Genomic DNA, 20,603 nt, shown 5'->3' with positions numbered 1-20,603 from the left:
GGGACGACATGGAGCACTGGCCGGTCGCCCGACCGTGTGCGGTGCAGTGGACGCTCGTGAGGAAATGCAATGGACCCTGTCTTCGTCGATTTCGCCACCCGGCCCGCCAGGCTGTCGAACGCCGTCGTTCGCCAGCACCGCTGCGCAGTCGCCCCGACCTACGTGGTGGTGGCGTCCGGCGGGCACCTCACTGTGGACTTCATGGTGCCGGACGGGGAGGAGATCGCCGAAGCCGAGCTGCGGTTGTCGGTGCTCGGTGTCGCCGCGCCCCTCACCGCCGAGGTGAACGGGGAGCCGGTGGCCAAGAGCTTCCTGCTGCCCGGCGCCGAAGGGCCCGACACCGTAAGGGAGTACGTGCTGACCGTGCCCGGTACGGCGCTGCGGCCGGGCGCCAACGTCCTGGCGATCCAGAACGCCGCCGATGAGGACGAGGGCGACGGCAACGGAGACGGCAACGGTGTGATTCGGCTGCGGGCCCTCACGGTCGAGTCCGTCGGACACGACGGCCGGGCACGGCGGGCGGCCGGGCGCGGGGCAGGTGAACGATCCGGATGGGTCTTCGCCACCGAGCGCCGCCGTCTGGGAGCCTCCACCTGGCAGCCGGGAGCGGATCTGCGCCTCCAGCTCGACCGGAGCGAGACCCGCGACGCGGCGGGCGAGCGGGAACCCGTCACCCGGCTTGCGTGGCGCGGGGCCACGGGAGCGGAGTCCTCCGTGGCGTTCCGCACGGACCTGTCAGGGTTCCATGGTCACTTCAGGGACGCCGACGGCTCCCTCGGCGAACTGCGCGGCACCCTCACCGGACCGCTGCCCCATGATGGGCGCGCCGCCGGTGCCGTCGCCCAGCACTTCACCACCGAGGAGGAGCACGACGGTGTGTGGAGCCCGGCCGGGCTGCTGCGGCTGCTGCTCGACGACGGCGGCGCCCCGGTGGACCGCGTGACGTGGAGCGACCGCGCCGGCGCGGCCACCTCGCTCTCTCTGCTCCTCCCGGTCGTAGCGGGACGGCCCGTGGCACCCGGCGAGCGGCGTGACGTCACCGAACTGGTCTCGCAGGTGTGGGCCAGCGACGAGTTCACGGACTTCGGGGAGGTCGCGGAGAACCTGGTGAAGTCGGGCGGCAAGTGGCTCGCTCACGAGCAGGACCCCGAGCTGAGCTTCACCTTCGACCTGCCGGTCGCTGTGAGTGCCTACAGCCTGACCTCCGCCAATGACGTCCCCGAACGGGACCCGGCGGTCTGGGCGCTGGAGGGTTCGTCCGACGGCCGGTCCTGGACACTGCTGGACTCCCGCGCGGGTGAGGTCTTTCAAGGACGCTACCAGTGCAAGGAGTTCACGCTCGCCCGCTCCGAGGCCTATCGGTACTACCGTCTGCGGATCACCGACAACCACGGTGCGGACGAGACCCAGTTGCTCGATGTGCGGTTCTTCGACGGGGGTGCTGAGGCCGCCGCTCCCGGCGACAGCGACTTCGTCGGCTACCGCCAGGGTGCGGACGCGCAGCCGGTGGGCTACCGGGGGACGAGGATTCCCGCTCCCGTGTCCGGGGCCGACGGGCAGGAAGGCGACGAGACCGGCGAACTCCTCGCCGTGGACTTCTCGGACACCGCCCGCAACCTCCAGGACGCCGCGCGCCTGCTGGACCAGCTGACGCGGTACCTGCGCCCCTGACACCCCGACACGGGCAGGGACACAGACAGGCGGGCCCGCCCCGGCAGTCCGGGGTCGGGTCCGGCCGTATCGCCCGGGGTCATGCCTGGGGTCGGGTCCCGTCGATCGCGATGCGCTGCCCGTAGCGGGAGTACGGGAAGTAGTCCCAGGTGGCGTGGTGCTGGACGCAGCGGTTGTCCCAGAACACCAGGGTGTTGGCCTGCCAGCGGACCCGGCAGTGCAGCAGGTTCGTGCGGGTGACGTGGTCGTACAGCATGTCCAGGACGGCCTTGCTCTCGCCGGTGGACAGCTGGGTGATGTGCGAGGTGTACGGCCCGTTCACGAACAGGATCTTGCGTCCGGTGTCGGGGTGGCGCACCACGACCGGGTGCTCGTTGCGCGGCACGTCGTACTCCGCCGGGGGCAGCTGCCCCAGCGTGAGCCAGGGCCGGGCACCGTCGTGGACGGCGGTCAGTCCGTCCAGGAACGTCTTCATCGCCGGGGACAGCATGTCGTAGGCGAGGTGCATGTTGGCGAAGAGGGTGTCGCCCCCGCTGCCGATCTCCGGAACCTCGGTCACATAGAGCATCGAGCCGAGCGAGGGCTCGTCGTCGGCGGTCCCGTCGGCGTGCCAGCCGTTGCCGACGACGACCTTGGAGTCCTTGTTCGCACTGACCTTGAGGATGTACGGGTCACCCCCCTCCTCGGGCAGGGAGTCCAGGTGCAGCGGCCCGAACAGCGCGGCGAACCGCTTGTGGTCCTCGGGGGTGAGGTGCTGGTCGCGGAAGACGAGGACGTGGTGGGTCAGGAAGGCCGTCCGGATGTCCTTCTGCTGGGCCGGAGTCAGTTCCTCGGAAAGGTCGAGGCCGGCTATCTCCGCACCGAGGAGCGGTGTCAGCGGATCGACGGTGAAGCTTTCGTAGGTCTCACGGGGTGCCGTCGTGATGCGTGCGATGGCGTCGAGGGTGAACTGATCCATGGGTGTCTCCGATGTTCCGGTGTTCCGATGTGAGGGGCGGAGGAGGGGCAGGGAACGGTTGGCGGCGGCCGTCGGCCGTGGCTACCGGTCGGCGTCGATCGCGCGGGCTATGTCCTGTACGTGCCGTCCGGTGACGATCTCGTAGTGCGTGGCGTGTACGTGGTGCACCTGGGCGGGGTGGGCGAGCAGCGCCGTCCACTCCTCGGCGGCCGTCGGCGCGGGCGGGGCGAGGGGCAGGTCGGGCGTGATCTCGGTGGCCAGCCACAGGGTGCTGGGCGTGCGGGTCAGACGGGGTGCCGTATGGGCGGTCATCGCGGAGATGTTGGCCCGGCAGCACTGGGCGAGCCGTTCGGCGTAGGTCGTACCTGTTGTACCTGCCCCTGTTACCCCTGTCGACGGCGACGCCGACTGGGCCTTGTCGCCCTGGAGTTCGTGCTCGAAGACGGCACGCAGGGCGTCTTCATCGAGACTGTCCGGGCCGTCTTGGGTTCTTGGTTGCGGCGCGGGCGGATCCAGCAGATACAGCCGGTCGACAGGGCGCCCCGCCGCTTCGGCGCCCGCGGCCATGGAGTGGGCGACCAGCGCGCCGAACGACCAGCCCGCGAGCCGCAGTCGGGTCCGCGGGTCGGGGAATCGGGCGCGCAGCGCGGCGAGATAGCGGTCCGCCCGCTCGGCGACCGACCAGGGCGGCAGGCCGGGATCGTGCAGAGCGGGGTCGGGGACGAGGCAGACCGTGGTGCGCGCGTCCAGGGCGGAGACCAGCGGCCGATAGGCCTGGATGTCGCCGCCGACCGGGTGGATCACACACAGGACGTCCTGGTCGTCACCGTTCTGCCAGGTCTCGACGGTCACCGGGTCGTCGGTGGGCTCCTCCGCCCGCGCGGGTCGGCCGAGGCGGGCGAGGAGATCGTTGACGCTCACCTGATGGCTGAGATGAGAGAGCTCGATGTCGACCCCGTACAGCCGCTTCACCTCGGAGAGCAGATCGAGCAGGGTGAGGGAGTCCGCGCCCAGGTCGTACAGGGACGCTGCCGGGTCCAGTGTGTCCGTGCCGAGCAACTCCCGTGCCGCCTCGACGAGTTCGGTGGCGTCGGGTGACGTCGCTGCCCCGGCCGGTTCCCGGGTGACCTCATCGGCGGTCTGTGCCTCGGGCTCGTAGAAGTACCGGGAGGCCTCCAGCGGCGTACTGGACACGAGCAGGTGCGGCAGCTGGAGTTCCATGGCGTCGGCGAAGACGCGCAGTCCCTCGGCGGTCGACAGCCCTGTCCGCAGATGTGCCTGGTGGCGCGCGTCGGTGCCGAGCGCGTCGAGGGCCATGCCGGCGTCCCGCCACACGTCCCAGCCGATGCTGAGGCGCACGGTCGCCGAGGAGGCCTCGCCGCTGTGGTGGGCGAAGGCGTCGAGCACCCCGTTCGCGGCCGCGTAGTCGAACTGGCCGACCCCGCCGAACAGGGCCGACAGGGACGAGCAGTAGACGGCGTAACGCGGCCCGTGGCGGGCGATCAGCCGCTCGGTGAGCAGGACGGCGCTGAGTTTCGCCCGGTCGGCGTTGCGCATGGCCTCGCTGTCGCGGCGGACCAGGAGGGCGCCGGACGCGCTGCCCGCGGCATGCACGATGCCGTGGAGGCGACCGGTGTGGGGTGCGAGCCGTTCCAGGATCCCGTCGAGCGGCTCCTCGGCGAGATCGGCCGCCACGAGGCTGACACGGTCGGACCAGCGGGTGAGAGCGGACGGCAGCCGGGGCCGGCGCGCGAGCAGGACGACCCGCCCACCGGTGTGTTCGAGCAGCCAGGTGGCGATGCCGGTACCGATGCCACCGGTGCCGCCGAGGACGAGGTGCGCGCCGTCGCCCTCCATGAGCCCGGCGCCTCCCACGAGCCCGTCGGAGTGGGGGAGCGGGCGCGGTACGGACCGGGCGACCGGCCGCCACCAATAGCCCTGGCGCAGGGCGATACGGCGCTCCGGGGCCGCCCCCGTGGCCGTGTCCGCGAGGACGACCGGCAGCAGATGGGCCCAGCCGGCCGGGTCGGCGCCCGGCAGGTCGATCCAGCGCGTGTCCAGGCCGAGTTCCTGGCGCGGCACCTCCACCGCCGCGGCCAGCAGGCCCAGTTCGGGGCGCGTCACCTCGCCCGTCACCGGTTGCGCGCCGTGGGACAGCCACCACAGGCGCGGACGCGCGCCGGGCGGCAGGCTCGCCACGGCCTGGCACAGGGCGGCCGTGTGGTCGAGGCAGACGCGCCGCGCGTCCTCCAACGACCCTTCTCCGACCGGCCCTTCGACGCCGAGAGGCAGCGTGTGCAGCCACTCGAACCCGTCGGGCGCGTCGTGTCCGACGTCTTGGAGCAGCCGGGCAAGGGAGGCGGGATCGGCGGGGTCGACCTCGTACCGGTCGGTGCCGGACCGGGCGTACGCGGTACCGGTCGTGACGTGGACGACGCGGCTGTGCGCGGAGTGCAGTGCCTTCCAGTCGACCGGTGTCGAGGTGCCGTCGGTGACCACCACGACCGGACGCCCCGACAGGGAGCCGGTGTACGGGACGGCCCGTCGCAGCCGCGCCCACGCGGTCTGGTGCAGCCACTCGCCCTCCGGCATCCGCACCGGCGGCGTGGCGGCGGCGGGGTCGGCCGCCGTGACGGGCTGCCCGGGTTGCCGGGCGGCGCGCGGGAAGTCGTGGTCGGTGAGGGCGAAGGCGGGGGGCGGGAAGTCCCAGGGCGGCGGAGCGGAGTGAGCGCCCGACCGCGGGCCGCCGCTCGCGAAGGCCGACTCGGCCGACCCCTGCTCCAGTTCCACGACCGCGCCCGCAGCACGCCCCGAGCCGTCCACGCGCTCCGAGCCGTCCGCGACCGTCCGCAGCCACGCCACGGCTGTCGCCGCGTCCGGGCAGTCGGCCGCGACCCGGTGCGTCCGCGTCGGGCGACCGTTCCGCAGATGGCGCAGGACCTGGTCGTACGTCTGCGGGGCCGCGGCCAGATGGTCGGCGATGCGCCGGGCATCCGTACGCAGGGACTGCTCGCTGCTGCCGGACAGCACCAGGCGCTCGGTGGGGGCGCCCCGGCCGGTGCCCTTCGGCGTCCGCGCGGATGCCGGTACGGGGGGCGAATGCTGTTCCAGGATCAGATGGGCGTTGGTGCCGCCGATGCCGAAACTGCTGACGGCCGCCACGCGCGGACGCCCCGTCGGCCAGGGCTGCGCGCTCGTCGGAATGTGGAAGGGGCCCGGTTCGGCGCCGATCTCCGGGTTGAGGCGCCGGAAGTCGACGTTGGGCGGGATCACCCCGTGGTGGACGGCGAGCGCCGCGCGCACCAGGCCGACGACGCCCGCGGCGGCGCCCAGGTGACCGATCTGGCTCTTCACGGACGACAGGGCGCACGAGGCGGAGTCGGGCAGGTCGAGAGCCTGCCGCAGCGCGCCGACCTCCACGGGGTCGCCCAGCCGGGTCCCGGTGCCGTGCGCCTCCACGTAACCGAGGTCGGTGGCAGGCCGGCCGCTGCGGCGCAGCGCGGTGCGGATGACCTCCCGCTGCCCGGAGACGGAGGGCGCGCTGTAGCCGAGCTTCGACGCGCCGTCGTTGTTGAGGGCGGACCCGGTGACGACCGCGTACACGGTGTCGCCGTCGCGCTCGGCGAGGCTCAGCGGTTTGAGGACCACGACACCGACGCCACTCGCGCCGACGGTGCCCGCGGCGTCGTCGCTGAACGGCCGGCAGTGGCCGTCGGGCGAGAAGATGTGCTGCGGCCGGTAGGTGTACCCGTCCGTCAGCAGCGTGTCGACCAGTACTCCGCCGGCCAGCATGACGTCGGCCTCGCCCTGCCGCAGCAGTCCGGCCGCGATGTGCACCCCCACGAGGGAGCTGGCACAGGCCGCCTGGACGGTGAAGGCGGGGCCCGTCAGGTTCAGGTGGTACGCGGCCTTGGTGGCGAGGAAGTCCTTGTCGTGGTGGAGGGCCAGGCGGAAGCCGTCCGGGAGGGCGGCGGGGTCGGCCTCGCGCAGCATGGACTGGAAGTACGTGTTCTCGCCGCAGCCCGCTATCAGGCCGACGCGGCTCTCGGCAGGGTCGGCGATGCCCGCGTGGGCGAGCGCTTCGACGCAACTCATCAGCAGGTGCCGCTGCTGCGGGTCCATCAGCCGTGCTTCCTGGGGGCTGATGCCGAAGTGCTGGGGGTCGAAGGCCAGCAGCCCGTCCAGCTGGCTGCGGGCGCCCACACGCCCCTCGGCGGCCGGGAAGTGCTCGATGCCGCGTTCCCCCGACTCGACCATCCGCCAGAACGACGCCAGGTCGGGGGCGCCGGGCAGCCGTACGGCCATCCCGATGACGGCGATCGGCTCGGCGTGCGCGCCGCTGTTCCGTTCGACCGGTTCACGCGCCGCAGCCGCAGCCGCAGCCCTAGCCGTGGCCCCAGTGCCGGCCCCGGACGAAGCCGGGTCCGACGTGTCGAGGAACCGGCTCAGGCTGCGTACGGTGACGTGCTCGAAGAGGTCCGCGACCGTGAAGGACAGGCCCAGGTCGACACCGCACCGCAGCTGGAAACGCATCAGGTCGAGGCTGCCCGCGCCCGCGTCGAAGAACCGCTGGTCCGGAAGTATCCTCTTGCCCGTCACCGTGGCGAACAGCTCGCAGAGGCGGGTTTCCCGCGTGGACACGGCGGATTCCAAGGCCCCCGGGCCCAGGGACTGAGGCGATTCGGGCGAGTCGGTCGACTCGGTCGGCTCGGACGGCAGCCCACTCCCCAGTTCACGGCCCTGGGTGGCGACCGCGCGGCGGTCGAGCTTGCCGCTCGGCGTACGCGGCAACGCCTCCACCCTGCGGAACGTGCGGATGCGGGCGAAGGGCGGCAACTCCCCGGCGAGATGCGCGTTCAGCTGCTCCAGATCCGGGTCGTCGCCGCGGCACTGCAGCAGCGCCACGAGGGAATCGCCGTCGCGGGACACCAGGGCGCCGATGACCGACGGGTGCCCCAGCAGCGCCGCTTCCAGCTGCCCCAGCTCCAGCCGATGACCGCTGATCTTGATCTGGTCGTCGTCCCTGCCGTCGAAGTGCAGCAGCCCGTCGGTGTCGAAATGCGCCAGGTCGCCGCTGCGGTAGAACGTTCCCCTGCCGGGCAGTTCGGTGAACCTGGAGCGGTTGAGCTCGGCGTCGCCGAGATAGCAGGGCGAGGCCATCGGGCCTCCGATCAGCAGCTGGCCGACAGCCCCGGGCGGGAGCGGCTCGCCGCTGTCGTCGGCCACACGAAGGACCGCGTTGGCCACCGGGCGACCGACGGCCGGGCGGGCGGGCCACAGCATCGGGTCGCCGTCGAGGCACAGACCGCTGACGACATGGGTCTCCGTGGGCCCGTAGTGGTTGAACAACCGGGCGTCCGTCAGGCCGGCGAACCAGCGGCGGATGGCATCGGTGCACGTCAACTGCTCGCCGGCGGTGACCACCTCACGCAGTCGCGACGGGAACTGCCCCAGGTGCACGGCGTGTTCGGCCAGCAGCTGCAGCGCCACGAAGGGCAGGAACAGCCGCTCGACACCGGCCTGTTCCAACTGGTCGAGCAGGGCGGGCAGATCCTGCCGCCACGCGGGGCGCACGAGGTGCAGGCGTCCGCCCGAGCACAGCGTGGTGAAGATCTCCTGGAAGGAGACGTCGAAGGACAGCATCGAGAACTGCTGGGTGACCGCGGCCTCACCGAGGCCGCCCGCCTCGGTCTGCCAGTGCAGCAGGTTGCACAGGGTCAGGTCCGGTACGTCGACACCCTTGGGCGTGCCGGTCGAGCCGGAGGTGAACAGCGTGTAGAGCGGTCTGAGGCCCGCGTGGGGAACCGGTCGCGGCGCGGACGGCACGGCGGCGGCCAGGTCGATCGGGTGCCGTGGCAGCTCCGCCGGCGCGATCCCGGCCACGTCCTCCTCCGCGCCGACCGCGGTCAGGACGCACAAGGGGGCCGCGTCCACCAGGACCCGGCGCAGCAGCGAAGGCGGGTAGGCGGGATCGAGCGGTACGACGGTCAGGTTGAGCTGCGCGGCGGCGAGGAGCGCCACGATGTGCTCGGCCGACGGCGTGAGGTGCAGCGCGACCCGGGCGGGCGCCCCGGGATCGGACGGCAGCGGAAGCAGGGCCGCCAACTCGGCTGCCAACGCCCGTGCGTGCGCGTCCAGTTGCGCGTACGTGAGCGTGCGGTCGCCCGTGGTCAGGGCCGGTGCGTGCGGAGTCCGTCGTACCTGTGCGGCGAAGCCCTCCGCCACGGTCGTGAAGGCGGGTGTGCTCCGGGCCCCTTGGCCGGGATCGGGGAGCGTACGCCGGTAGGGCGCGACGAGGGCCGCCAATGTGGGCTCGCCCTGACCCTGGCTCCAGTCCTCGTCCTCGTCCGCGGCGGTGAGCAGGTCGATCGCCCGTACGAACAGTCGATGGGCGGACGCCACCACCTCGGCGTCGAAGCGCCCGGCCGCGTACTCCCACAGGCAGTCGAACCCGAAGTCCTGGTCGACGACGGACAGCGTGAGCGTGCACTTGGTGTCGACGGGCTGCGGCCAGGCGGGGCGTACCCGGCAGTCCGGCAGCGACAGCGCGCCGAAGTCGGTGTTCTCCAGGACGAACATGAAGTCGAAGAGCGGGCCGCCGCCGAAGTCGTGGTCGGTCAGTACGTCGGCGAGCGTCACGTCCTGCCGGTCCAGGATCCGCTGGACCTCGGTGGCCTGCCGGCCGAGCTGTCGGCGCAAGCCGTCGCCCGGCTGGAGCTTCAGCGGCAGCAGCACGGTGTTCGCGAACATGCCGACGGTGGAGGCGAATTCGCCGACCGGCCGGCCCGAGACAGGGCTCGCCACCAGTGGACGGGCCTGGCCCGTCACGCCGTACAGGCTCCAGGAGAAGGCGGCCAGCAGAAGCTGGAAACGGGTGAGCCCGAGTTCCGCCCCGAGCCGGTCGAGCCGGGAGCGCTGGACGAGGTCGAGGGACGCGGTGAACAGCCGGGCACCGGAGTCGGCGGTGGTCGTGACGGCGGGCGGGGGCGGGGCAGGTTCCAGGGCCGCGTAGTGGCGGCGCAGGCCCGACCGCTGCTCGTCGTAGGAGGGCTCCAGGTGCCAACGCGCCTGCCACAGCGCGAAATCGAGGGGCGTGTGCCGGGACCCCTCCTCCTCTGCTTCGAGACCGGCTGCTTCGAGTCCGGCGTCTACGAGTCCGGCTGCTTCGAGGCCGGCCGCTTGGGCGGTGAAGGCGGTGAGGTCACGGAAGAGGACGTTGAGGGACCAGCCGTCGACGGCGATGTGGTGCAGGTGGAGCAGGAGGACCGGGCCGTCGAGTGTGCGCAGCAGGCCCGCCCGCAGCATCCGTGCCTCGGCGAGATCGAAGGGTGTGGCGAAGAACCGCCGTGCCGCCGGCTCCCAGCCCTCACCGTCGAGGACGTCGGCCGGCTCCCAGGGGTCGAACGGGCCGCCGATCTCCTGGAGCAGCCCTTCCGGGGTGGCCCGGAAAGCCGTACGCAGGGCGGGGTGTTCGGCGACGAGACGGGTGAGTGCGGTGCGCAGGGCGTCCTCGTCGACGGTGCCCTGCAGGTGGAAGGCGAGCGGAACGTCGTAGGCGCGGCTGTGCGGGTCGCTCCGGTCGAGGAGCCACAGGCGCTGCTGCTCGGAGGTGGCCGGCGCGGAACGGCGTCCGCCCGGCTCCGGCACCGCCGGGTACGGCGGAGCGGACTGCCCTGTCGCGGAAAGGCCGGAGGAGCCAGGAGTCCCGGAGGCGGCTCCGGAGGTGATGGCCTCGGTCAGCGCGGCGAAGTCCTCCCGCAGGACGACCGACTGCGGCACCTCGACGTTCCAGCGGCGCCGGATCCGGAACCGCAGACGCAAGGCCTTGAGCGAGTCACCGCCGTTGGCGATCCAGCCGTCGTCCGGCCGAAGCCCCGGTACCCCCAGCACGCTCCCGGCCATCTCCAGCACCTCGCGCTGCGCGTCCGTCACCTCGACGGCCGCGCCGGAGGTACGACGCCACGCCGGCGTGGTGGAGCCCAGCAGTGCGGCGTCGTCGACCTTGCCGTTGGCGTTGCGCGGCAGGGCGTCCACGAGATGGGTGCGGTGCGGGCGCATGTACGGAGGCAGGGTGGCCGCCAGATGGCGTTCGTAGTCCTCGTACGTCAGCTCGGCACCCAGTACGAGGTAGGCCAGCAGTTCATGGGCGCCGTCCACGTCGTGCCGGGTGCAGACCCGGGCCTGCCGGACGGCGGGGTGTGCGCCGAGCTGCTGCTCGATCTCTCCGGGCTCGATGCGGAAGCCGCGTACCTTCACCTGGCGGTCCGCCCGCCCGACGAAGGTGAGCAGCCCCGTGGCGTCACGGCGCGCGAGGTCGCCGGTGCGGTACCAGACGGCGCGGCCCGCGTCGTGCCACGGCAGCGGGGCGAAGCGGTGGGCCGTCTCCTCGGGCAGGTTGCGGTAGCCGGTCGCCAACCCGGCCCCGGACAGCCACAGTTCACCGATCTCGTCGGTCCCGGCCGCCCGTGAGCCGTCGGCGACCAGCAGTGCTTCCGTGGCGGGCACGGGTCGGCCCACGGGAACGGTGTCGCCGTCGAAGTCACGGGGCACCGGGTGGTGCAGGGCGAACGTCGAGGACTCGGTGGGCCCGTAGGCGTTGACCAGGCAGGTCCTGGTGCCGGGGTTGTCCCGGTACCAGCGCTTCACGCGGGTGGCGTTGAGCTGTTCGCCGCCGATCAGGACCTGGTTGACGGAGTCGAAGCAGTGCGGTGCGCTGTCGGTGACGGCGTTGAACAGGGCCGCGGTGACGAAGAGGGCGTCGATCCGCTCGTGCCGCAGGGTCTCGGCGAGCAGACGCGGGTTCTGGACCTGTTCGTCGCTCAGAACGACACAGGTCCCGCCGGTCAGCAGCGGCACCCAGACCTCGTAACTCAGGGCGTCGAAGGCCGGGTTGGAGATGCTCGCGTACCGTGCGCCCGCGGTGGGGGAGAGGAAGCCGGGGTCGGCCAGACGCATGATTCCGGCGTCCTTGACCTCGACTCCCTTGGGGCGGCCCGTGGTGCCCGAGGTGTAGAAGAGGAACGAGGTGGCCGCGTCCGTGGCAGGGGTGACCTCGTCGAAGGGCCCCGTCTCCGCTCCGGGGAGATCGCCGAGGAGGTCGTCGACGGCCAGCAGGACACCGGGGCCTTCCCCGAGCGCCCCGTTCGTCGTCCCGCCCGTGCCGTCGTGCACCAGGGCCACGGCGGCCGAGTCGTCGAGGATGTGCCGACGGCGTTCGGCGGGGCTCTGCGCGTCGAGCGGGACCACGGTGGCTCCGGCGCGGCGGATGCCGAGCATCACGCACACCAGCTGCCAGGACCGCGGCAGGCGGACCGCGACGGCCTGCCCCGCACGGACTCCACGGGCGCGCAGGCCGCGCGCCACCCGCAGGGAGGCATGGTCGAGGCCCGCGTAGTCGAGGCGGTGGTCCCCGTCGGCCACGGCGAGGGCGTCGGGGGTCAGACGGGCCTGATCGAGTACGGCGTCGGCCAGCAGCGGACCGGACGCGGCGGAACCGGACATCACGCCTCCTCGATGACGGCGGGCCCGGCGGCGGACGCGGCGGCGGGCGCGACGGAGAGCGCGGCCAGTTCGGCGCCGAGCACGGCCGCCACCTGCGGCGAGGTACCGCTCTCCAGCACCTCCCAGTGGCTGCAGTCCAGGGGTTCGACGCGGAAGCCGTTCTCCGCGCGACGCCGCCAGAAGTCGCGTACCTCGGGCTGGGGCGCCGGGCCGGTGGTCGTGCCGCCGACGGCCTGCATCAGGACGAGACGGGCCGCCGACGGCGCCGGCAGGTGGTCGCGGGCCGTCTCACGATTGTGGTTGTAGATCCGGTAGTACCGGTCGATCTGCTCGTCGTCGATCCCCGGATACATGCCGTTGAACTTCACGAGCTTGTCCCGGAACTCGGCCAGGTCCACGGGCGCGGCCACCGTGGCGCGTACCTCGGGGTCCTCGGTGGCCTGGGTGTCCAGCAGCACCACGCTCACGTCGGTGCGGCCGGCGTCCGCCAGCCGCCGGCCCATCTCGTGCGCGATCACGCCGCCGTAGGAGAGCCCGGTGAGGACGAGAGGGCCGTCGTCGAAGGGTTGGACGAGTCGCAGATAGGCCTCCGCCATGGCCTCGACGTCGGGGAGGAGGGCCTCGCCGGGGTTCACTCCGGGGGACTGGATCCCGTACAGGCCGATCTCCGTGGGCAGTGTCCTGGCCAGGGGGAGGTAGCAGAATGCGGTGCCGCCTGCGGGGTGGACGCACACGACGTTGCCGCCGGTGCCGCCCTTCCGGAACTCGATGAGGTTGCTCGGCGGTGTCCCCGAACGGCCCCGGCGGATGAGGCCGCCCAGGCCTTCGATCGTCGGATGGAGCATGAGGTCGCGGACGGGAATCGTGGTGCCGAGCGTCTCGCGGATGCCGTGGGCCATCTTGATGGCCGACAGACTCGTGCCTCCGATGTCGAAGAAACTGTCGCGTATGCCGAAGTCCGGGCCGAGAAGAATGCCCCGCCATATATGAAGGAGCGTCAGTTCGATCTGATCGCGGGGGCTTTGGGTGTTGACCTGGCCGGTGCCCGATCCCGCCGCCTCACGCAGCAGGGCCGCGCGGTCCAGTTTCCCGTTGCGGCTCAGCGGCAGGACGGGCAGTTCGACGACCACCGCGGGGATCATGTAGTCGGGCAGCCGGTCCGCCAGGGCCGCGCGCCACTCATGCGAAGGCCGGGCGGGCAGTGTGCCGACAGCCACCGCCGCCACCAGCCGGGGTTCGGCACCGGTGTCCCGGTCGACCACCACGGCCGCCTCGCGCACCTCCGGCAGGGCGAGCAGCGCGGCCTCGATCTCGGCCGGTTCGATACGGAAGCCGCGCAGTTTCACCTGGTCGTCGACGCGCCCCACGTAGACGGCGTTGCCGTCGGGCAGATACCTGGCGAGGTCCCCCGTACGGTAGACGCGCTCGCCGGGGAGGAACGGGTCCGGCAGGAAACGCTCGTCGGTGAGGTCGGGGCGGTGCAGATAGCCGGCCGCGAGACTCGCGCCGCCGAGGTGCACCTCCCCGGCGACACCGACCGGGACCGGCTCCATGTGCTCGTCGAGGAGGTACATCCGCGTTCCCGCGAGGGGCCGTCCGATGGGGCACTGCCGGTCGAGGGGCTGCGGGTCGTAGTACGCCGTGCTGTACAGCGTGGTCTCGGTCGGCCCGTAGCCGAAGCACACCTTGAGGCCCGCGAGATGCTCCCGCATGCGGTACAGCGCGGACTCCGGCAGGGACTCCACGCCGGTGAGCAAGTGGCGCAGCGCGAGCCCGTCGAGCCGTTCGCCGGGCTCCTCGTCGATCCACCGGATGTAGGAGGGCGGCAGGAACGCCTGCACGATGCGGTGCTGCCGCATCCACTCCATCAGTTCCTCGGGGTCACCACGCAACTCCTCCGGTACGAGGTGCAGTTCGGCGCCCGTCGTCAGCGGCAGCAGCAACTCGTGGACCGAGGCGTCGAAGCCGATGCTCGACCAGGCGGAGGTGGCCTCTCCCGGTGTCGTACCCATACGGGCCGCCCAGTTGTCGAACAGGTTCAGGACGCTGCGCCGGGTGACGGCCACGCCCTTGGGGCGGCCGGTCGAACCGGACGTGTAGAGGACGTACGCCACCTGCTCGTCGTCCGGGACCGGCGCGGGCGGGACATCGCTGTCCGCCGACGCCTCGACCGTCGGCAGATAGCGCCACGCGGTCGGCCGCCGCGCGCCGGGAAGGTCGCTCAGCACCAGGACGGGGGCCGCGTCCTCGACCATCGCGGCGAGCCGGGCGGGCGGCTGGGCCGGATCGAGCGGCAGATGGGCGGCACCTGACTTCAGGATGCCCAGGACGCCGACGACCAGCTCGACGGAGCGTCCGGTGTGCAGCCCGACGATGTCGCCGGGGCCCACACCCTGGTCGGCGAGGGCACGGGCCAGCCGACCGGCCCGCCCGGCGAGCGTGGCGTAGTCGAGCCGTTCGTCGCCGCACACGAGCGCGGTCTGCGTGGGGCGGGCCGCGACCTGCTCGTCGAACCGCTCCACCAGGCCGACCGCGCGGGAGCCGGGACGAGCCGCCGTGCGGGACTCCGTTCCGCTCGCCGTGCCGGACGAGGGCTCGGCCGTGAGCGGTCGGCCGTTCGCGAACTCCGTGAGCAGCAGCCGCCGTTCCCGCTCGTCCATCAGCTTGAGCGTGCCGACGGGCGCCTCGGGCCGGGCCACCATGTCGGTGAGCAGATGCTCCAGCTGACGTACGTACCGCCGCGCGGTGTCCTCGTCGAACAGCGCCGACGCGTAGTCCAGATGGCCGACGACACGGCCCTGCGACTCGGTCAGCGACAGCGCCAGCTCGAACTTCGCGGGAGCGTCCGGGATGTCGAGCGGAGTGACGTCCAGGCCCGACAGTTCGAGCAGTCCGTCCCGCTCGGGGACCCAGGCGACCATCGTCTGGAACAGCGGTGTGTGGGCGGCGCTGCGGACCGGGTTGACGAGCTCCACGATGTGCTCGAAGGGCAGGTTCTGGTGGCCGAGCGCGTCACGCAGAACACCTCCCACGTGCGCGAGGGCGTCGCCGGCCGTCGCCGTACGGGAGAAGTCGGCGCGCAGGGGCAGCGTGTTCACGAAGAAGCCCATGACGTCCGACAGGTCCTCGTTGTGCCGCCGCCCCGCCGTGGGGGTGCCCACGACCACGTCGGTACGGCCGCTGAGCCGGGACATCAGCAGCGACCAGCCGGTCAGGACGGAGCCGAACAGCGTACGTCCGCGCTCTCGTGCCAAGGCCCACAGGGCAGAGGTGAGTTCGGCGTCGAGGGCGAACTCCACCCGGCCGCCCCGCAGATCCTGCTGGGCGGGACGCGGTCGGTCGGTGGGCGGCCCGGACAGCGGCGGGGCGTCGGCCAGTTGCCGCTGCCAGAAGTCGGCGTGCTCGGCGAGCCCGCCCGCGAGGACCAGTTCCCGCTGGGCGCGGGCATGGTCGGTGTACTGCAGCGGGAGCGGCGCCAGCGGCGAAGGCCGTCCGTCCAGCAAGGACGCGTACAGGGTGCCCAGTTCACTCATCATCACGGTCATGGAACGGCCGTCGAAGACACTGTGATGGACCGTCAGCAGCAGGACGTGGTGGTCCTCCGCCAGCGTGAGGAGACGGCCTCGGCAGAGGGGACCGCGTGCCAGGTCGAACGGGGCCGAGGCTTCCTGGAGACGCAGTTCGTCGAGGCGCGCCGCGGAGTCGGGCAGCCCGGTGAGATCGTCCGCCGCGAGGGCGAATCCGGTCTCCGGCGGATCGATGTGCTGGTACACCTCGCCGTCGACGGCCACGAGCCTGGTGCGCAGTGCCTGCTGCCGGACCACGAGCGCGTCGAGCGCGCGGCGCAGGACGGCCGTGTCGAGAGGGCCCCGGAGGGTGAAGGTGACGGGTTCGTTGTACGCCTCGTTCCCGCCCGGGAGCTGGGCGAGGAACCACAGCCGCTGCTGGGCGAAGGAGGCCGGAGCGAGGGTGGTGGGGGCCGAGGGCTCACGCCGTGGGGAGTCGGCGGGGTGCTGTCGGGGAGACGGAACCTGGGGGGCGTACGGAGCCTGGGGGGTGTCATGCACGGACAAGGCTGGGTCTTCCCGTCGTCAGGGTTACTGGTTCCGAGAGTCACGCTGGCGGTACGGCCGCCCGTGCGGCGGGCCGCCGAGGCTGCTCTACGTCCGGTTGCCGGGCGGAGCTGCGGAGTCGGGGCGGGCGGCGGATCGGTGTCTCATGGGGGTGGGGGGCGGTACGACGGCGGGGCGCGCGGAGCACGACAACAATGGGGGGACTCCGTGAGGTCCGGCGAATCGGCAATTCAGTGCGACAACGTTGCCAGCCGATAACGACGGCGAGTTCATGCCTTCGTCGTACGGCATTCTGCCCACCAGCTTTCTTGCTCACGGCGCCCCACGGGTGCGGAGACGTCGTCCGACTGGTGTACCGATTGGGAACACCTGGACGCACGGCGATAATTGATCAGCGGACCAGAGCCTGTCAACGGTCTCCGGGCGGGTGGAGCCGAACGCCCGGAAACATACCCATGCGACCGGTTTTTCGGGAAGTGAGGGCGTTCTGAGATGCAAAGATCGCCCGGTTTCGGCAGGTGTTCAGGGCGCGTACCCCGAGGTCGGCGAGAAGTCGACAACTGTCCCGACGGACTGGAAACGTCCGCCGCCCCATAAACAAGCAAGCCTCATTCTTTAATGAGACTTGACGGACTGTGAGCGCTTGCTTCCGCAATATCCGCTGCGGATTCGACGGCGTTTCAGTGCCGTTTCAGCGCCGGTCGGGCGTGGGCCGAGTGGGGGGTGAACGCCGCTTCAGCGGTGGGCCGGGCCGGCGGACACGTCCCGTACTCCCTCTCCGGAGGCGGTCTTTTCCCGGTAGTGGTGCGGGGCCGCCCCCGTGACCCTGCGGAACACCCGGCTGAAATACGCGCGATCGCGGAAACCCACGGCCCGGGCGACGCTCTGCACGCTGTCGTTGCTCGACCGCAGACGCTCCGCCGCCCGCCGGATCCGCAGGCGCGTCAGGTACTCCCACACCGTCAGGCCGTACCGCTGCTGGAAGAGCTTGCCGAGGTGGTCGGGGCTGACACCGGCGGCCTGCGCGACCTGCCAGCGGGAGATCGGCCGACGCCAGTGCTCGTAGAGGAACACCAGGGCCTCGTCGAGGACGTCCCTGGTGCGCGGCGGCAACCGGGAGCCGTGGGCGGCCAGTTCGCGGACGAGCGCGGCGGCCTCCTGCGGCGCGAACACGTCCATGTCCAGCATCAGCAGCGCCGGGTGCTGACGGCCGCGCCGGGCGTCCGCCGCCGTCATGCCCTCGTGGTCGGCGATCACGACAGGACACAGGGCCCGGCCAGAGCCGTCGTGCAGCCGGTCCACCACGTCCAGCGCCTGCAGATCGGGCAGCGCTCGCTCCAGCACCACCAGCCGTGGCGTCTCCTCCGCGACCAGCGCCAGCAGCGTCGTCGCGTCGGTGGAGACCCGCGCCGGATGGTCCGGCAGCGCCGACTCCGCCAGCCGCCGCAGCGCCTCCCGGGACTCCTGCGAGCCGCCCGCGACGATCACCGGCTCGGCGAAACCGTTGGGCCGCAGCGCACGCAGGGCCTGCGGCAGATCGGTCCCGTCGGCGCCGAACAGCACGAACGGCGTGTGCCGCAGCGCCGGATGGTCGTGCAGCCGCTGCACCGCCCGCCACTCCTGGGGCCGGTCCGGCTGCGCGTCCCACACGACGGCGCCGGGCGTGCGCCGCGCCACCGACGGCATGGGGTCGTGCGCGGTGTCGGGCCGGAACACCTCCAGACCGTGGCGGGCGGCGTGCGCGCTGATGTCCGCGCCGAGTTCGCCGGGAGTGACGACCAGCAGCGGGGCGTCGCCCGCGGCGGCCAGATGCGCCTGCCCGTCAGGAGAGGGCAGGGCCAGTTCCAGTACGTACTGGGCCCGGTCCGTCGCGTCGGAGACGGTCAGCGCCCCGCCGTGCATCATGGCCAGCCGCCGGGCCGTGGTCACCCCCACGTCCAGGAGCTGGCCGGGCTGCGCGATCGGCGTACGGGCGTCCGGGACGTCGACCGTGATCCGCACGCCCGCCGGGCCGAGGGCCGCCGCCACCCGGGGCGGTGCGTCCTTCGCGCGGGCCGCCGCAGAGATCAGCACGTTGTGCAGGATCTGCTGGAACCGCGTCTCGTCCACCCACACCGAGGGCAGCCGCTCGGGCAGGTCGAGCCGCCACCCGGGGCCCGCGGGCAGCGCGGAGGCCGCCGCCGCGCACGCCCGCGCGAGGACGGGCAGCGGATCCATGAGCCGCCGGGTCAGCAGGAGGTCACCGGCCTCCGAGCGCGCCAGGTCCAGGAGGTTCTCCATGAGGTGCAGCACGCGCGCGGCGTCCCGCCGGACCTCCAGGAGGGCCGCCGCGGGGTCACCGGACCGGTGCAGCATGGCCTCCACCGGAGTACGCAACTCGTCGCCGACATGCGTCAGCAGCCGCGTCTGGAACCTGCTCGCCTGCTCCGCGGCGTCCCGTGCGCGCCGCACCTCGTCGAAGAGCCCGATGCCCTTCAGCGCGGCACTGATCTGATCGCCCAGTTCCCGGTACAGGGCTCCGTCGGCCCCGTCGTGGTACGCCGCTCGCGCGGAGGTGGCTTCGAACACGGCCACGCCCAGATGCTCCTCGCCGATGTGCAGCGGTTCGAGCACCAGCGTGAAGCGGTCCTCGCCGGGCAGCAGGGAGTCGGGAAGCAGCAGGGCGGGGGAGAAGGCGGGGCTGCCGAGCGGGCCGGTGGGACCGGATTCCCGGCCTGCCTCCCGGGCCGCCTCCGCACGGGCGAGAAGAGGCCGCGCCATGCCCAGCGCCGCCGGACCGGAGGCGTCGGCGTCGCGGTCGTACAGGACGATCCGGCAGTGCGGGACGCCCGACTGGCCCAGATGGCGTTCCAGTACGTCGGAGAGCCCCTCCAGGTCCACGACCGTGGTGAGCGCGGTCCCGAACTCCCGCAGTCTGCGCGCGCGTTGGGTTCCCGACCAGCGCTCGTACTCAAGGAGGGCACGCGACCGTTCCGCCACGACGAGCCTGGCCTGGCCGAACAGGACCTCACCGGCCCGGCGCAGCGGGTCCGGCAGCGTGTCGACGACACCACGGCGGGCGCTCTCCAACGCCTGGTGCCAGCGGTCGACGTCGGCCTGCGTTCCGGCGTTGCTGTGCAACAGCCGCTCGACCAGGGAGAGGAAACTCCCGGGCCGGGCACCACCGTTCACCGTGTCCTGGCCGCCGCCACCGGTGCTCACCTGCGGGTACGGATCGCTGTCGGCGCGGGCGAGTTCGGCACGGAAGGCCGCGGCCAGGCGGACACCACCGGACGGCAGTACGCCGTCCACCGCGTCCCAGCCCGCCGGGTGCCGCGCGGCGGCCGGCGCCGGGGCGACGAGCGGGGGCTGGTACGACGTCGGGTAGGGGCAGCCGCAGGAGCGGCGCGGCACCAGCGTGGCCGGGATGGTGGTGCGATCGGGCGGTCGGGTGCCGCGCAGCCGGGCGACGAGGGTGTCCACGGCGAGCGCGCCCAACTCCTCGAAGGGCAGGGCCACGGAGGTCAGCGGCGGGTCGCCGAGACGGGCCTCGGGGGAGTCGTTGAAGCCGACCACGGCCACGTCCTCCGGCACCCGGATGCCGCGTTCGGTGAGATGGCGCAGTGCCCCGGCGGCGAGGACGTCGCTGCACGCGAGCACCACGTCGAAGTCGACGCCGGGTGTCAGTCCGCGGGCCTCCAGCAGTACCTGCATCGCCGACGCGCCGGCCGACGCGGCGAAGTCGACGGCCGCGCCCACGTGTTCGTTGCGGATGCCGTGGTGGCGCAGCGCGTCGACACACGCGCGGTAACGCTCCTCGGAGACCGGGTTGGCGAGCGGCCCGTGGATGCAGGCGGGCCGTCTGCGGCCGTGCTGGACGAGATGTCCGACCAGTTTGCGCATGCCCGCGTGGGAGTCGATCGACAGCACGTCGGTCTGGTCGCTGAGCGGCTGATTGAGGCTGATCAGCGGCAGATGGGCGAGCCGGCGCAGCAGACGGCGGGCCCGGGGTCCGGCCGAGGGCAGCCCCAGGGTCGAACTCCAGCAGACGACGCCGTCGAGCCGGGCCGGGCCGACCAGTTCGTACAACTCGCTGCGGGCCACGTCACCGTGACGCAGGTTCCCGCCCGGGAAGCAGATCAGATTGACGTCGTTGCGTTCGGCGGCGGCGCGGGCCCCGGACCAGAGCGTCGCCCCCACCCCCAGATGGATGTTGGCGGTGAGCAGCCCGACGGTCAGCGGCCGGTTCGCCCCGGGCGACGTACCGCCCACGGCGTACGGCCCGGTGTACGGCCCCGGGTCCATCGGCGCCCCCTCGCTCGGCCTCCGTCAGAAGCCCTGTAGGCCCGCTGGGCCCTGGGCAACGTAGGGGAGGCGGCAGCGCGGGGCAAGAGCGGTGACGCGTCGGTCACCGGTCCTGC

At 72.4% G+C, this 20,603-nt stretch carries 5 protein-coding genes; 1 reads left to right on the top strand and 4 read right to left on the bottom strand.

All coding sequences use genetic code 11. The annotated features are described in order from the left end of the window. Positions 1–69 precede the first annotated feature (69 nt). A complete protein-coding gene (locus tag ACFVH5_RS09170) occupies positions 70–1,671 on the top strand; it encodes a hypothetical protein (protein ID WP_385832909.1) in 1,602 nt (533 codons plus the stop codon). Between the two features lie 79 nt (positions 1,672–1,750). Here ACFVH5_RS09170 and ACFVH5_RS09165 read toward each other — a convergent pair whose 3' ends face one another. The 4 genes from ACFVH5_RS09165 to ACFVH5_RS09150 all read right to left on the bottom strand — a co-directional run bounded on the left by ACFVH5_RS09165 (position 1,751) and on the right by ACFVH5_RS09150 (position 20,487). Further along, the gene (locus ACFVH5_RS09165) at positions 1,751–2,629 is read right to left on the bottom strand and encodes a TauD/TfdA dioxygenase family protein (protein ID WP_385832908.1); all 879 of its coding nucleotides are present in this window, start codon (positions 2,627–2,629) and stop codon (positions 1,751–1,753) included. A gap of 81 nt (positions 2,630–2,710) precedes the next feature. After that, positions 2,711–12,130 carry an amino acid adenylation domain-containing protein gene (locus ACFVH5_RS09160; RefSeq protein ID WP_385832907.1) on the bottom strand — a complete coding sequence of 3,140 codons (9,420 nt, stop codon included), beginning with the start codon at positions 12,128–12,130 and terminating at the stop codon, positions 2,711–2,713. Next, positions 12,130–16,197 carry an amino acid adenylation domain-containing protein gene (locus ACFVH5_RS09155; RefSeq protein WP_385832977.1) on the bottom strand — a complete coding sequence of 1,356 codons (4,068 nt, stop codon included), beginning with the start codon at positions 16,195–16,197 and terminating at the stop codon, positions 12,130–12,132. Before ACFVH5_RS09155 ends, ACFVH5_RS09160 begins: the two co-directional genes overlap by 1 nt. Positions 16,198–16,938: 741 nt before the next feature. Further along, positions 16,939–20,487 (bottom strand): substrate-binding domain-containing protein, encoded by a 3,549-nt coding sequence (locus ACFVH5_RS09150; RefSeq protein WP_385832906.1) that lies wholly within the window; start codon positions 20,485–20,487, stop codon positions 16,939–16,941. Between the last annotated feature and the right edge of the window lie 116 nt (positions 20,488–20,603).

This window comes from Streptomyces sp. NPDC127119, from assembly GCF_042677425.1.
GTDB lineage: Bacteria > Actinomycetota > Actinomycetes > Streptomycetales > Streptomycetaceae > Streptomyces.
The sequence above is the reverse complement of the archived record's forward strand: the minus strand, read 5'-3'. Positions and strand labels throughout refer to the sequence as shown.

Coding starts and splice junctions, on each gene's coding strand:
- ACFVH5_RS09170 (WP_385832909.1), top strand. CDS start 70: ATGGACCCTGTCTTCGTCGATTTCGCCACCCGGCCCGCCAGGCTGTCG.
- ACFVH5_RS09165 (WP_385832908.1), bottom strand. CDS start 2,629: ATGGATCAGTTCACCCTCGACGCCATCGCACGCATCACGACGGCACCC.
- ACFVH5_RS09160 (WP_385832907.1), bottom strand. CDS start 12,130: ATGTCCGGTTCCGCCGCGTCCGGTCCGCTGCTGGCCGACGCCGTACTC.
- ACFVH5_RS09150 (WP_385832906.1), bottom strand. CDS start 20,487: ATGGACCCGGGGCCGTACACCGGGCCGTACGCCGTGGGCGGTACGTCG.